This window comes from Thalassospira sp. SN3W, from assembly GCF_038070535.1.
GTDB lineage: Bacteria > Pseudomonadota > Alphaproteobacteria > Rhodospirillales > Thalassospiraceae > Thalassospira > Thalassospira xiamenensis.
This window is the reverse complement of sequence record NZ_CP121124.1, coordinates 57,242-71,809: the sequence shown is the minus strand read 5'-3', so window position 1 is coordinate 71,809 and position 14,568 is coordinate 57,242. Positions and strand designations below refer to the sequence as shown.

General features: G+C 55.0%; 12 protein-coding genes. 6 read left to right on the top strand and 6 right to left on the bottom strand.

All coding sequences use genetic code 11. From position 1 onward, the window contains the following. Nucleotides 1–65 precede the first annotated feature (65 nt). Complete coding sequence (locus tag P8T57_RS00310) at nucleotides 66–2,480, top strand: TonB-dependent receptor (RefSeq protein WP_341364230.1); 2,415 nt, start codon at nucleotides 66–68, stop codon at nucleotides 2,478–2,480. A gap of 69 nt (nucleotides 2,481–2,549) precedes the next feature. Next, nucleotides 2,550–2,933: a hypothetical protein gene (locus P8T57_RS00305; RefSeq protein WP_341364229.1), complete on the top strand. Its 384-nt coding sequence runs from the start codon at nucleotides 2,550–2,552 to the stop codon at nucleotides 2,931–2,933. Here the strand turns inward: P8T57_RS00305 and fhuB are convergent. The 4 genes from fhuB to P8T57_RS00285 are packed head-to-tail and all read right to left on the bottom strand — an operon-like array spanning nucleotide 2,930 to nucleotide 7,645. After that, nucleotides 2,930–4,939 carry a Fe(3+)-hydroxamate ABC transporter permease FhuB gene (gene fhuB, locus P8T57_RS00300; RefSeq protein ID WP_341364228.1) on the bottom strand — a complete coding sequence of 670 codons (2,010 nt, stop codon included), beginning with the start codon at nucleotides 4,937–4,939 and terminating at the stop codon, nucleotides 2,930–2,932. The two genes, P8T57_RS00305 and fhuB, sit on opposite strands and share 4 nt — an antisense overlap. Nucleotides 4,940–4,971: 32 nt before the next feature. Then, nucleotides 4,972–5,904, bottom strand: a complete 933-nt coding sequence (locus P8T57_RS00295) for an iron-siderophore ABC transporter substrate-binding protein (protein WP_341364227.1) — start codon at nucleotides 5,902–5,904, stop codon at nucleotides 4,972–4,974. Between the two features lie 6 nt (nucleotides 5,905–5,910). Then, nucleotides 5,911–6,858 carry an iron-siderophore ABC transporter substrate-binding protein gene (locus P8T57_RS00290; protein ID WP_341364226.1) on the bottom strand — a complete coding sequence of 316 codons (948 nt, stop codon included), beginning with the start codon at nucleotides 6,856–6,858 and terminating at the stop codon, nucleotides 5,911–5,913. A 10-nt stretch (nucleotides 6,859–6,868) separates the two neighbouring features. Beyond that, nucleotides 6,869–7,645, bottom strand: coding sequence for an ABC transporter ATP-binding protein (locus tag P8T57_RS00285; RefSeq protein ID WP_063094618.1), 777 nt, complete (start codon nucleotides 7,643–7,645; stop codon nucleotides 6,869–6,871). 297 nt (nucleotides 7,646–7,942) lie between these two features. On the opposite strand from P8T57_RS00285, the gene P8T57_RS00280 reads away from it, so the two are divergent. Together P8T57_RS00280 and P8T57_RS00275 are read left to right on the top strand one after the other, a co-directional pair. Beyond that, nucleotides 7,943–8,833, top strand: coding sequence for an SMP-30/gluconolactonase/LRE family protein (locus tag P8T57_RS00280; protein WP_063094620.1), 891 nt, complete (start codon nucleotides 7,943–7,945; stop codon nucleotides 8,831–8,833). Between the two features lie 175 nt (nucleotides 8,834–9,008). Beyond that, nucleotides 9,009–10,574: a YbaY family lipoprotein gene (locus P8T57_RS00275; protein WP_341364225.1), complete on the top strand. Its 1,566-nt coding sequence runs from the start codon at nucleotides 9,009–9,011 to the stop codon at nucleotides 10,572–10,574. 89 nt (nucleotides 10,575–10,663) lie between these two features. On the opposite strand, the gene P8T57_RS00270 is transcribed toward P8T57_RS00275, so the two are convergent. Next, entirely contained in the window at nucleotides 10,664–11,170 is a 507-nt protein-coding gene (locus P8T57_RS00270; RefSeq protein WP_063094624.1) for an N-acetyltransferase, read from the bottom strand. A gap of 11 nt (nucleotides 11,171–11,181) precedes the next feature. After that, entirely contained in the window at nucleotides 11,182–12,315 is a 1,134-nt protein-coding gene (locus tag P8T57_RS00265) for a type III PLP-dependent enzyme (protein ID WP_341364224.1), read from the bottom strand. 600 nt (nucleotides 12,316–12,915) lie between these two features. Between P8T57_RS00265 and P8T57_RS00260 the strand changes: the two genes are divergently transcribed. Both P8T57_RS00260 and P8T57_RS00255 read left to right on the top strand, forming a co-directional pair. Continuing rightward, nucleotides 12,916–14,142 (top strand): SLC13 family permease, encoded by a 1,227-nt coding sequence (locus tag P8T57_RS00260; protein WP_341364223.1) that lies wholly within the window; start codon nucleotides 12,916–12,918, stop codon nucleotides 14,140–14,142. A gap of 11 nt (nucleotides 14,143–14,153) precedes the next feature. Continuing rightward, nucleotides 14,154–14,567 carry a DUF3830 family protein gene (locus P8T57_RS00255; protein ID WP_341364222.1) on the top strand — a complete coding sequence of 138 codons (414 nt, stop codon included), beginning with the start codon at nucleotides 14,154–14,156 and terminating at the stop codon, nucleotides 14,565–14,567. Nucleotide 14,568: the final 1 nt, after the last annotated feature.

The window sequence follows — 14,568 nt, the reverse complement described above, 5'->3', positions numbered from 1 at the left end:
TCCCGCGAGCCATTCGTCATGAGGGTAATAGTGATTTGCATTATTATCTTTCAGATATGGGGGGAATGATCTTGAAACACGAACGAAGCGCGATGATGCGCCTGCTTGGAACAAGCGCACTTGTGTCTGTCCTGATGATCTGCAGTACCGGAATGGTGCAGGCACAGGACGCTAATACGGTCCATACAATCCGCATTGAAACGCAAGATCTTCGCGCGGCACTTGATCAACTGGCGACCGAGTTTGGTTTGCAGTTGATTGTACAGGGCGATCTTGCAGGGGTGGTTGCAACGCCGTTTGCAGGGGATGTAACCGCGACGGAAGCATTGCGAACCCTGCTGGCAGGTAGCGGATATGATTTTGAGTTTATCGGGGCTGACAGCGTAAAAATCATTCCGGCGGCAAAGTCGGATAGTGGCGAGATCATCCTGCAGGATATTGTGGTTTCGGCAAGTCGTTCGAAACGCTCAATAAAAAGCATGTCTCCGTCAGTGGTGGTAATTGGCCGCGACCAGATTGAGGCGCAGCTCGCAAAGTCCAACAGTCTTTCGACCCTTTTGCGGGATGCTGTTCCCGGCTTTATGTTCGATGCGCAAACCCTGACCAGCAGCACGGAAACTTTCCGAGGGCGCGACATACAGGTGCTTGTTGACGGGATTGGTCGCAATACGCCGCTACGTAATTCCAGCCGCATTCTGTCAATGATTGATCCGGAACTGATCGAAAGCATCGAAGTTATTCCGGGTTCAAGCGCCCTGAACGGAGAGGGTGCAACCGGGGCGACGGTCAATATCGTAACCAAGACCGGGACACCGGGGGGGAACATCTTTGTTGTCGATACCCATGTAAAAGCATTCACTCAGGATATCGGTGACAGCCTTGCGCCGTCGCTTACGCTTTCCGGCAGCGGTGGCGTGGGGAAATTCGACTATGCTGCAAGTGTTACCGGATCAACATCCGAAAACCAGTATAGCGGCTATGGGAAACAAATGCCGTCCGACCCGATGATGGGGCAGGGTAGTTTTGACAATGCCGAGAATCTGAACCTGTTTGGCAAGCTCGGCTATGGTTTTCTTGAAGGACACCGGGTTTCGCTTTCGACCGAAATCGTCCGGTTCAGTCAGAAGCCGGATTACTATCCCGACGTGCGGGCCAATCCTGCGGCAGTGAATTTTTTGGCCCCATATGACGGGCAGCCGCTTGAGGAAGAAAGCGAATATTTGACTGCTGGATACGAGTTTGATCTGGGGGCTTTGGGCCGTGGCGATCTTAAACTTTTTTACAATGACACCTACAAGCAGGCGTCGCGGGCACAGTATGATGCGACCTATAATTTTGCACTGGTCGCATTACCGGGCAGCCCCGCTGTTGAGGATCCGCTGGGACAGTCGGTTATTGATGCGCAGAAATATGGGGTCAAACTTTCAACCGATACCGGAATTGACGATTTGTATGACGGACTGACACTTAGCTGGGGTGGGGATCTGACATTTGATGAGATCAAGTATCGCACCGTTAGTGGACGCGACATCGGCGCACCAATGGATCAGGACGGCAAGGCGGTTTTTGCCCAATTAAGTGCGCCGATCACGCGTTTTGTCGATGTTTCTGGCGGCGTTCGTTATGAGACATATGATCTGACGGTCGATGATTTCCTGCGGCCTAACTATATGCGCTATGTCGGTGGCGTCGCGAGTGCCTATTTCCCTGCAGCGCAATTTACCGGCGGCAGCACGACCTATGATGCCGTTACCTATAACGCATCTGCGGTGGTTCACTGGACCGATCAGTTTGATACATCACTGAGCTATAGCGAAGGTTTTGCCGTTCCCGATGTTGGTGCCTACACCCGTCGTGCCGGGACCCAAGGGGTACCACTGAATTTCTCGCAGATCGATGTCGAAGCATCCAAGGTCAAGACATATGAACTTGCCGCAAGTTATGACACGCGTAATTTCCGGACGTCTGGGGCGGTATATATGAGTACCAACGAACACGGTAACAATTTTGACCCTGCGACCAATGCGCTCAGTCAGGAAAAAGAACGCATCATCGGTGCGGAGCTGAGTGCAGAATATGATCTGACCGAAAATACCTATGTCGGGGCTTTGGCGTCTTATGTTGAAGGAAAATATGACAAAGATAAAGACGGCGATCTGGAAAGCTGGCTGCCCAACAACCGCATTCCATCGCCCTTCCGGTTCACGGGCTATGTCGACAGTTATGTCTGGGATGATCTGAATGTTCGGTTTGATGGCACATATACCGCCCAACGTAACCGTATCAAAGACGAGACAATCAAACCAAGTCTGGTTTTCAACCTGTCGGCCAATTACCCGGTGATGGGCGGAACGGCGCGGCTTGGCATCGAGAATATTCTGGATACCAGCTATGAAAACCCGGCAGCAACCGCCCTTCGCGGATATTCCATTGCCGGACTTGGCCGGACGATTCTGATCGGATTCCGTCGAGAATTCTGATCTGGCGGCATAGCAGCATAGCAACCCGGCGGGTCGTCCCGCCGGGTGTTTCGGTGTTCAGGAGACGGAATGTTTACAAGTTCGGAACCGCGTCACGGGATTGTCATGTTTGAAATGAAAGATGCCCAAAGCGAAGCGGACGGGGCTGCCTATATCACCGCCCTTCATGCGCTTTCGGTCCGAACACAACCGGTGCTTCTGATCATGACGGTTCAGGGCCATACTGATCAGGATCACGAAACCCGCAAACAGGCCGCCCTTTGGTTTAAGCAAAATCGTGACAGGTTATCGGCGTTTCTGTATGGCGTGATCCGGGTCGATGACCACGACCACGAAGGTCATACAGAAGAATTGGAGAGCAGCAACTTTGCAAAGATGCTGCCATTTCCGATTAAACATGCTGATAGCCTTGAAAAGGCTTATGCGATGGCTGAGAACTGGCCAAAGCGCTAACTTTTTCGGATTGCCAGAAACAGGAAATAGGCCGTTCCGATCAGTGCCGCGATCAGGCCGGTTGGCAGTTGTTGCGGATAAAGCAGGTTTCTGGCCATCCATTCGGCCACCATCATTACATTCGCCCCGATCAGAACCGCACCAAGCAAATGGGCGCCTGCAAGCCGATACCCGGCAATACGCGCCAAATGCGGTGCCATCAGTCCGACAAAACTAAGCGGCCCGACAAGCAGGGTGGCACTGGCGGCAAGGATGGCAGCAAGCAGCATGATGAAGAACTGAAAGCCTGAAATGCCAAGGCCTAGCGAGGTGGCCTGATCATTGCCAAATGATGCCAGTTCAAGCGGACGACGGACCGCAATCACCACAATCAGCAAGGCTACTGTAACCCCCGCGACGATGAGGACTTCGTCCATGCTGGTAAAATATGTGGTGCCAGCCAGCCATGAAATCAGCATTGAGGTCTGTGTGCCGCTGCGGGTCAAAGCAATCCGTACAATGGCACCCAAAATGGCGGTTAAAGCAAGGCCGTTGAGTAATAGGTAATGCGGGGCGTGGGTGAATTTTCGGCATAGAAGTAATAAAATGATCAGCGAAATGATCCCGCCGACCGCCCCGACAAACATCAGATCGGCGCGTTGCCCGAAGCCAAAGAAGACAAGGGCGATGATCATGGCAAGTGCGGTAGCAGAACTGACGCCCGTAATTTCAGGGCTAGCCAAAGGATTGCGACCAACGCGTTGAATTAACGTGCCTGAAACCGCCAGTGCCGCACCACAAATGATCGCGGCAAAGGTGCGTTCGGAACGCTGGAGGAGGATGTCATGGAAGCTTTCACCGCCGGTCAGAAGCACAAAATCATGGCCGTTAAACGATACAAACAAAGATAAGCCGAGGCCTGTAACCAACCCTAATACCAGTACCAGGCTCAGCACATTTTTCGAGACAATCTGCTGATCGGGGTGGTGGTCCTCGCTTTGCTGGCCGGGCATGATCCGTGCCTTGCGCAGGATCAGAATGATGAAGGGGGCACCGATCAATGCGGTGGCCGCACCTGTCGGAACGATGTCACCGCCAAGCCCATTCATCTGCCGGACAAGGAAGTCGATGCACAGCAATGCAAAGCCCCCGGTCAACAGCGAATAGATCATCAGATCGCGCGAACGCGTCAGACCGGCAATGCGCAGGGCGGCTGGAACCGCCAGACCGATAAAACCGATCAATCCGGCGGCCGAAATGACCGATGCGGTAATGAAGACGGCAAAGCCCAGAATCAGCAGTCGCAGGATGGTTACACGCGCACCAAGCGAGCTTGCGGTGTCGTCACCAAGGGCAAGAAGATCAAGCGGGCGTGACAGCAACAGCACAACCGCAACACCAACCAGCAGGCGGGGCAAAACAAACTGCGTTGAGTCCCAGCCATTTTGCGCGAGATCTCCTGCCCCCCACATGAAGACCGATTGCAGATATTGTTCGTTAAACAGCAGGAAAATCTGCGTGCCCGATTGCAGCATCAGATTGATGATCATCCCGGCCAGGATCAGCCACAGTGTCGCATTGGCGCGCCGCGATGCAATCAGATAAACCGCGCCAAGGGCGATCATGCCACCTGCAAGGGCAGCGGCTTCCTTGAACGGGGCCGAGGCCGCAGGGGCCAGAAGCAGGAAAACCGTCAGGGCAAATTCAACACCGGCACCAACCCCAAGGGTGGTCGGCGATGCCAAGGGGTTGCGCAATACCGTCTGGATCGCCGCCCCAGCCAAGGCCAGACCGGCCCCGCAGATAAAGGCCATCGCGATACGGGGCAGGGTGCTGAAATGAAACAGGATTTGGTCGAAATCGGTTTCGTCGGGATGAAACAGCACATTCATCCCGGCGCCGTTTTGCAGGAACGGCCAAAGGTCGTTGATCAGGATGGCAACGGAACAGATCGCAAGGACAAGGCACAGGATCGCCGGGCCGCGATGGAAAAAGCGGTTCATGTCACTATTGATGGCGCGTGTCATTGCAGGGTTCGCTTCACAGGACTTTTGGCCGCTCATTTAACCGGGCCGCTTTCCATACTTTCGGCAAGAAGCCGGGCAAAGCGCAAGGCCGATGGCATGCCGCCATAGGCCCATACGACGGGCAATTCATAGACCCGGTCATTCTTAACGAAATCAAGGATTTTCCAGACCGGGGATGCCCAGACTTTTTCACGGATCACGTCGGGCACCGGGTTCAGATACACCAGTGTATCCTGCGCGCGGGGGCCAAGAATCTCGACGCCACCCTTGGCAAAGCCCCAATTATTGACAGGCCCCTGATAGGCCAGCGGCAGGTCCATTTTTGCAAGTACCGTGCCGGGCAGAGATGATTTGCCATAAAGTCCGATATGACTTTCGGAGACGAACTGGGTAATGGCAAGGGCGCGACCCGGCGGCATGGCGGCCCGGACACGATCGCCATATTCAGCGAATTTGACATCGGCATCGTCAAGCCATGCTTTGGCTTCGGCTTGACGATCGGTGGCCTTGGCGAGGGTTTCGAGAAGTTTTTGCGCCTCGGGCAGGGCATCGCGATTGTTGTTATAGACCGATAATACGATGGTTGGGGCGATGGCATTGAAACTGTCATATGCCATTTCAAGGTTCTTGCTGATCACGATCAGGTCGGGCTTGGCCGCGCGCAGGGCTTCCATATTGGGGGCGGCGCGCTGGCCAATATCGGTGAAGTTCTCGGGAAGGTCCGGCTTGGCAACCCAGTCAAGGTAATCGTCGGGATCGGCAATTGCGACCGGGGCCAACCCCAGTGCAATGACGGTTTCGGTTGTCGCCCAATTGGTCACGGCAATGCGTTTAGCCGGGGCATCAAGCTTTAGGGTGCCGCGCTCATGTTCAATGGTTATCGGATCGGCGTGGGCCATTTGGGGCGTAAGTGGTGCGGTTAAACCGGCGATCACGAACAGGCGAAGAAACAGGTGTCTGATCATATCGGTCTACGATCCCTGTGCGGTGGTATTGGTCACGGCATCAGCAAGCTGTTCTGCAAAACGTGCTGCCGACAAAAGCCCGCCAAATGTCCAGCTTGCAGGGACTTCATAGACGGTGTTTTGCCGGTTGAACGGCAGCGCCTTCCAGACCGGAGAGGCAAAAAGTTTGGCCTTTACCGGATCGGGGGTGGGTTCGATATAGGCGACATGAGCCGGGCCGAGTTTGGCAAGATCGCCAATTTCGCCATTGCTGAAGCCCCAGCCATTAAGCGGGCCGGTCCATGCATTGGCAAATCCCATCCGCGCCAGTGTCGATCCGAAAAGCGATGTAGTGCCGTGAATGCGGAAATGGGCACCATCAAGGATGCGTACGACCGAGAATTTGGCATCATCACCAACGGCCTTGCGGATGCGGTCGGCGGCGGCGGCGATCCGTTGATTGGCCGACGCGATGATTTCCTCGGCCTTGTCGCTGCGCCCGGTCAGTTTACCGATATTGCGCGTGAGCTCCTCGGCCTTTTCAAGGGCGGACTGATCGCTGTTATAGATCGAATAGACCATGGTTGGGGCAAGAGCCGATAGCTTGTCATAGGCCATGGCGACTTCGTTACTGATCAGGATGACGTCGGGGCGACTATCGCGCAGAACTTCGAGGTTAGGGGATCTGCGTTCGCCAAGATCGGCAAATTCAGCGGGTAGGGCAGGTTCGACGACCCATGCGCGATATCCGTCGGCCTCCGGGATGGCGACCGGATCAAGACCAAGGGCCAGAACCGTTTCCGTCAGTGACCAGTTCGATACGGCAATCCGGGTCGGGGGTGTTGCGAAATTTACCGTTCCCATTTCATGGCGATAGGTTTCAGCCAATGCGATTGTCGGGGCGATGGTCGGTGCAAGGATGCCGGTTGCAATCATGCAGGAACAGGCAATTGAAGCGATCAGACGGTTTCGCATGGTCAGGGTCCTAGGCTATGTAACTGACATAATGAGTGGATTCCGGCAAGCGGATCACACCTATTTCGGTTTGGAAAATATCGCGAAGCGTATCGGCCTGCATGAAGTCGGCTGCTGTGCCCTGCCAGCACGTTCGGCCGCCGCGAAGGGCGAGGATATGATCGGCAAACCGCCCGACCATGTCGATATCGTGCAGAACGGCAATCACGGTAAGGCCGATTTCGGATTTAAGATTGGCGACAAGTTGCAGGATGTCGCGTTGATGACCGACATCAAGGGCGGATGTCGGTTCATCAAGCAACAGAACCGGGGCATCCTGGGCAAGCAGCATGGCGAGCCAGACACGTTGGCGTTCCCCACCCGAAAGACTTGCGACAAAGCGGTCGGCAAATTCGGTGACGTGGGTCATTTCCATGGCACGGTCGATTTTTTCGTGATCTTCCGCGCGATATCGGCCAAAGGCGCCGCGCCACGGATATCGGCCAAAGGCAACCAGTTCACGGACACTGAGATGGGCTGGGACAATCGGGCTTTGCGGCAGATAGGCGACCTTGCGGGCGAAATCGCGTGTGCTGTGGCTATCAAGGATTTGCGTATCTAGCGTAATCTGGCCGGATGCCGGTTTGTTTTTGCGGGCGAGCAATTTCAAAAGCGTGCTTTTGCCCGATCCGTTATGTCCGACAATCGCGCTGAATTCGCCTGTCGGGAAGCACACCGATATATCGCCAAGCAGCGTTTTCGGGTTCTTGCCTTCGCTTTGGAAGGAGACATTTTTCAGATCGAACATTGGGCGGAAACTCGCAAGAAGTCGGTGCCGATGCGAAATGACGGATTATATCCGGCAACGCAGGCAACTGAATATGAGAATGCCTATCAATAACCAAATGAAAATGCAACCGAGTTGCGATTGAGATCCATGGTTTAAGTCAATCATCATACAAAATGACTTTTCAGTTTCTCCCTTTCGCGATAGCAATAGACATAATGATTTCCCTGCGCCGGATCGTGGCTTGATGGCCGACTGGTTTGCATTAAGGGGACAGGTTAAAACGGGGAAAACCCGCCAGAATATCAGGGAGATATTATGTCCAAAGTTAAAACGGTTCTGCCAAATCTGCGCTGTACGCTGGGCGAAGGACCGCATTGGGATGTCGAGGATGGTGTCCTTTATTGGGTCGACATTGTCGGTAAAACCGCATTCGCCTTGCGCCCGAGCGATGGCGGATCGCGCAGCTGGACTTTCAATCAGCCAGTATCGGCCATCGTACCACGCACGATTGGCGGGCTGTTGGTGGCCTTGGCCGACGGTTTGGCGTTTCTGGATGCCGAAAGTGGACAGACCACGCCGTTTGTTGCCCCAGATGCAGATCACCCCGGCAATCGGTCGAACGAGGCGCGTGTCGATCCGGCAGGGCGGTTCTGGCACGGGAGCATGCAAAACAATATTGGCCCGAATGGCGAAGACCTGCCCGTGACGGTATCGACGGGAACTTTGAACCGGGTCGAGCCGAATGGCGATATCAAACGCTTTGTTGCCGATATCGGGATTTCCAATACGTTGCTGTGGTCGGCCGATGGCACAAAGATGTTCTTTGGCGACACGATCAGGAACACGCTTGATGTCTATGATTTCGATATGGCGACCGGTGTGCCTTCAAACCCGAAACTGTTCTTTGGTCCGCACGCGCGCGGGAATATGGATGGATCGGCAATGGATGCGGATGGCTATATCTGGAACGCGCGTTGGGGGGGAAGTTGCCTGATCCGGTTTGCACCCGATGGATCGGTGGATCGTATAGTCGAATTGCCGGTGACCCAGCCGACCAGTTGTGTTTTTGGTGGCCCGGATCTCAAGACGCTTTATATCACGTCAGCATCCGTCGGGCTGGACGGCAATGGCAACGATCTTGAAGGTGCTTTGTTGTCGATTGAAACCGATGTGGCGGGGCAGGTTTGCACCCGCTTTGCCGGTTAGGCAGGTACTGGGTTCCATGGTGTCAGGCGGTTTTGCCGCCTGAGTGCCGTGATGAAATAACATAACTTTAATCAGTAATTTTGCCGCTTTTTGGCCTTGGTTTTCTTGTTGTTTGCGTTCACGATTAGGGGTGGGGGACTACACCCGATAAAAACACGAGCAAACTGAGGCCATAATGAAACTCTCTTCATGGATTTGGGGAAGGTTGCAGGCGGTATTGATGATCGGGCTTTTGGCCCTGGTCACGGGCTGTACCGGACTACAATCCAATCAGGACCGGGTTACCGGCACCGTCGTTTTCCGCGAAAGGATTGCGCTGGCACCAAACAGTGCGAACCTTGTCGTGCGACTTCTTGATGTATCAAAAGCCGATGCGCCGTCGATGGAAATTGCATCCATCACCCATCCGGCGACCAATCCGCCGATGGTATTTATCCTGCCCTATGACGCCAAACAGATTGATCCACGCCATCGTTATGTGATCGAGGCAAAGATCGAGACCAAGAATGGCGATCTTCTGTTTCGCAATGATCAGGCATATCCCGTGCTGACCAATGATGCGCCCGATGATGTCGCGGTTCTGGTCAAGCGGGCCGGACCGGAATCCGCCGCCGCCGCACGGAATGGCGGCAGCTCCGATGTTGATCGCGATGTAGCGGCCATCAAGGCGCAATTGCCCGACCTGCGCGTGATCCCGGGCAGTTATAGTGCTGGGGACAGCAAGACGACATTCAAGGCCTATGTCACGACAGACGGTGAGCCGGTCTATGTCGAGGAACATCGTGACCTTGGCGATTATGGCAGTTCGGATATCAAATTCTATTACCGTAATGGCACATTGCTGCGCTTCACCGAAGATGCCAAGCGTATCAATTTTGGCGGCAGCAGCGATGGCGAGACATTGAACTTTACCCTGAATCTTGATTTTGCGATGGGACGGTTTGCCGGTGGATCAAAAACCGTCGATGGCACACCGGGTACCCCGGATGAACATGAAGTCAGCGGTGCGATGGCACAAAGCAAGGTTGCATTAAGCCGGATCGAAGCCGCCCTGGGCGAGGCGGCAATGGCCCCGGTTACCGGACGCCAGACCTTTGTCTGCGAGGATAAAAGCCGGTTCTATGCAACATTTGAAGGCCGCAAGGACGAGGCGGTCGTGGAATTCCTTGGCCGGGAACCCCTGATTCTGAACATCAAGCGGACCGGGTCGGGATACGAATATGCCAACGAGATATATTCAATTCGTGGCAAAGGGCAGGAAGCGATCTGGACCGGGCCGAGTGGTTCGACCAAATGTGCGGTTTCGGCCGAAATTACCGGGCTTGCACTTGCCCCCGGCGATTTCCCGGTCGTCGATATCGAGGAACTTGAAAAGCCCGACAATCTGGAATGGACACGCTTGATCAACGAACTGATGCCAGCAATCAATTCCTGCCTTGCCGTATCAAGCGGTGATCTGACATCGGTTCTGAAAGCCTGGCCGTTGAACCATGGCATGGTCGGCGTTCGCACGATCAATAATAATGGCGGGCGCTATGACTGTCTTGCGCCAACAGATGGACTTGGCGAGGTTCATACCGAACTGGTCGAGGCCAATACCAACCGTCTGCCAGGCGAGGGAACCGTGCGCTTTACTCCGGCAAGCGGGGCCTATCCCGGCGGCGAATGTTTCAGCCATCAGCGGCTTGAACATAACGGTATCTTTATCGGCTGGCTGTCGCGCAACAACTGCACTAGTTGATGATCGAAAAGCCCGTAACAGAAAAGCCCCGCAGCATCGGCTGCGGGGCTTTTTTATCAGATTAAGGTCGGTTTTATCAATGTGCCATCTTAATGTGTCATCTGGCCAGTGGCCCGAAGGATGCCCGTGGAACCTGAAAGGGCATCGCCATTGCCAAGATTGATGCCAAGGAACCGGTGGCGATCAAAATGTCCGGGCATCAGAAGCCCGTTGGCAGGGGCCGCATTGAAGCCGAAGCGCGCGTAATAATCCGGGTCGCCGACCAGCAGAACTGACTGGTGCCCGGCTGACTGTGCAGCATTGAGCGCCGCATACATCAAACCCGCACCAACGCCCGAGCCGTTATAGGCCTTTTCAACCGCAAGCGGCCCCAGCAACAGCGAAGATCCGCTGTCACCGGCTTTGACATTCCACAACCGGACAGTTCCGATCATGTGTTTGCCATCAAAGGCGACAAACGCCAGACCGTCAGCCGGAAGGCGGCCACGACGCAGCAATTCAGACGATTTCTGAAAGCGCGCCGGACCCATGACGCGATCAAGCAGCTTTTCACGTTCAACGTGCGAAAGGCTGTTTTCGCGATCAATCACGATCATTGATGCGATCCCTAGATCACATAGGCGGTCAGCGGTGCGAAACCGTTGAACGCCACCGAGGCATAAGTGGTGGTATAAGCACCGGTTGCTTCGATCAGAACCTCGTCACCGATTGTCAGTGCAACCGGCAGGTCGTAGGGTTTCTTTTCGTAGAGTACGTCGGCCGAATCACAGGTCGGACCGGCAAGAACGCACGGTGCAACATCGCCGCCGTCATGGATCGTGGTGATCGGATAACGGATTGCCTCGTCCATGGTTTCGGCAAGGCCGCCGAATTTACCGATATCAAGGTAAACCCAACGTACATCGTCATCGGCATGTTTGCGCGAAATCAGAACGACTTCAGCTTTGATCACGCCTGCATCGCCAACCATGCCACGGCCCGGTTCGATGATGGTTTCAGGCATGTGATTGCCGAAATGGTTGTGAAGCGCATCAATGATCGCCGAGCCATAGGCTTCGGTTGCCGGAACGTCGCGCAGATAACGGGTCGGGAAACCGCCGCCCATATTGACCATGCGAAGGACGATGCCCTTTTCGGCCAGGTTGCGGAAAATCGAAGAAGCTTCTGCAAGGGCGATGTTCCAAGCATCAAGATTGCACTGCTGCGATCCGACATGGAAGGAAACGCCATAGGCGTCCAGACCCATGTGATGGGCATGTTCGAGTACTTCAAGCGCCATGCTCGGCGCGCAACCGAATTTGCGCGACAGCGGCCATTCGGCACCTTCGCCGTCGGTCAGGATACGGCAGAACACACGCGAAGCCGGCGCAACACGGGCAATCTTTTCGACTTCTTCCACGCAATCAACGGCGAACAGACGAACACCCATTTCGTAGGCACGCGCAATGTCGCGTTCTTTCTTGATGGTGTTGCCAAACGAAATACGCTCTGGGCTCGCACCTGCGGCCATCGCCATTTCGATTTCGGGCACGGATGCAGTGTCGAAGTTGCTACCTAGATCAGCAAGCAGGCTGAGAACTTCCGGTGCCGGGTTTGCCTTGACCGCATAGAAAATGCGGGAATCCGGCAGGGCACGGGTGAAGGTTTCGTAGTTACGCTGAACCACGTCAAGGTCGACGACCAGGCACGGACCTTCCGGTCGGTTCTGGGCGAGAAAATCGATAATACGCTGCGTTGCCATTGGGGCGTTCTCCCATTCCACGATATGGCAGCTTGCGGTACCTGATGCGTTTAGGCGCGGTGGAGGCGCAGTAACGCGGACTACCGACAGGCTGATAAGCTCCGGTGCCTACCGGAACTTGCGAAACTTTTTGCCTCGCTATGGATGGGAGTTTCCCGTCCGCACGTAGGGCAATGATGGTGTGCCTCTTCAGTGTCGGTGGTATTTGGACAACCACCTGAGACCAAAAAAGCCCTACACCGTCGTTGCTTTAAGTAAGTCCTACAGGGTTCTATAAGCAGGACCACCACAGGCACGTGCGACTTTGGGCAAGTCGCGATGTACGCCTGTTAACCCCCACGTGCAAGTGAAATTTTATGGCGTTTTGTCATGGAACAACCGCAGAAACGTCGAACAAAGCATGTTGCTTCGCACAAAATGGCGCGAAAGGCCGGTTTTTGGATTGGCAAGGAAGGTGATTTATCGGATTTCAACATAGGGCATTGCAATTTGTGCATATCCCGCAGCCTGCCCGAGATGTGATTGACCGCGTCCGATTACCAGAGTAGCGGTAAATAACAGGCTGCTATTGCGCGCCGAATTTAAACAGGATGGAACGGATTGGACTGGCTGGTTGTTGCCGTATTTGGCGGAGTCTACATCGGCATGGCGCTGGGGCGTTGGCCGGGGCTTGCGATCAATCGCACGGGGATTGCGCTGATCGGGGCGCTGGTGCTTTTGTTAAGCGGCGCGGTTGATGGGGATGCGGCACTCGCATCGGTCGATTTCGCGACACTTTCGGTTTTGCTGACATTGATGGTGTTGTCATCTCAATACGCTGCAAGCGGTTTCTTTGACTGGATCGGCAACCGGATTACCCATCTTGACCTGACCCCGCGCGGGCTTCTGGCCGGGGTGATTGCGATCTGCGGCGGGTTGTCAGCGGTGATGACCAACGATGTTGTCGTCTGGGCGGTGACGCCGATCCTGATACAGGCGGTGATGGCACGCAGGCTTGATCCGCGTCCTTATGTGATTGCGGTGGCGTGTGCGGCCAATGCCGGATCGGCCGCGACATTGATCGGCAATCCGCAGAACCTGATGATTGCCGAATTCGGGCAGCTTGATTTTACCGCCTTCCTTTTGGCGTGCGGAGTGCCTGCCCTGATCGGGCTTTTAATTGTCTATGGCGTGATTGGCTTCGGGCCGATGACACGGGCCGCGTTTGATCCGGTGCCAAACGGCTCGGCGCTGGACGAAGGCACAGCGATCATCCTTGACCGGCCGATGCTGATCAAGGCGGTGGCGGCGACCCTTGCGGTAATTGCGATTTTTATCTTTGTCGAGGACCGCGCCCTTTGGTCACTGCTGATTGTGGCCGTGCTGTTGCTCAGCCGAAGGCTTGGCACTGATCAAGTGCTGGGCAGAGTCGACTGGCATTTGCTGGCCCTGTTTTGCGGACTGTTCATCGTTACCGGGGCAATGGCCGGGGATGATGCGATTGCCGCGTTTTTCCGTGATGCTTTATCCGGGCTTCGGATTGATAATCCGGCGGTGCTGGCACCCCTTTCGCTTGCGGGCAGTAACACGATTGGCAATGTGCCGTTGGTCATGATGTTGCTGTCGCTTGGCCCGGACTGGACGCCGGAGCTGTTGCATGGGCTTGCGGTTTTCAGCACATTGTCGGGCAACTTTTTAATTGTCGGTTCGGTTGCCAATATCATTGCGGTCGAACAGGCCCGTGCCGCCGGTATTACCATCGGCTTTGGCGATTATGCCCGCATCGGCATCCCGGTTACCCTGATCAGCCTTGCGTTTGCGTGGGGCTGGATCATGCTATTTGTTTGAATGGATTTATCATGACCGAGATTAAAATCACCGCTGGCCCTTTTACCTTTGACGGGGTGCTTGAAATCGACAAGGCGCCGCAAACCTGCAAGGCGTTCATGGATCGCATGCCGTTTGAGAGCAAAGCCGTCCATGTCCGATGGAGCGGCGAGGGTGTGTGGATGCCGCTTGGCGATTATCAGTTTGGTGTCGGTTACGAAAACCATACCAGTTTTCCGGCTCCGGGCCAGATCATGCTCTATCCCGGCGGGATCAGCGAAACCGAAATCCTGCTGGCCTATGGCGGTGTGCATTTCGCATCCAAGGTCGGCCAGCTTGCCGGAAACCATTTCATCACGGTCACCAGCAATCTTGAGGACCTTGATAAGCTCGGCAAGATGACCCTGTGGGAAGGTGCGCAACCGATTAAGTTCGAGTTAGCGTAAA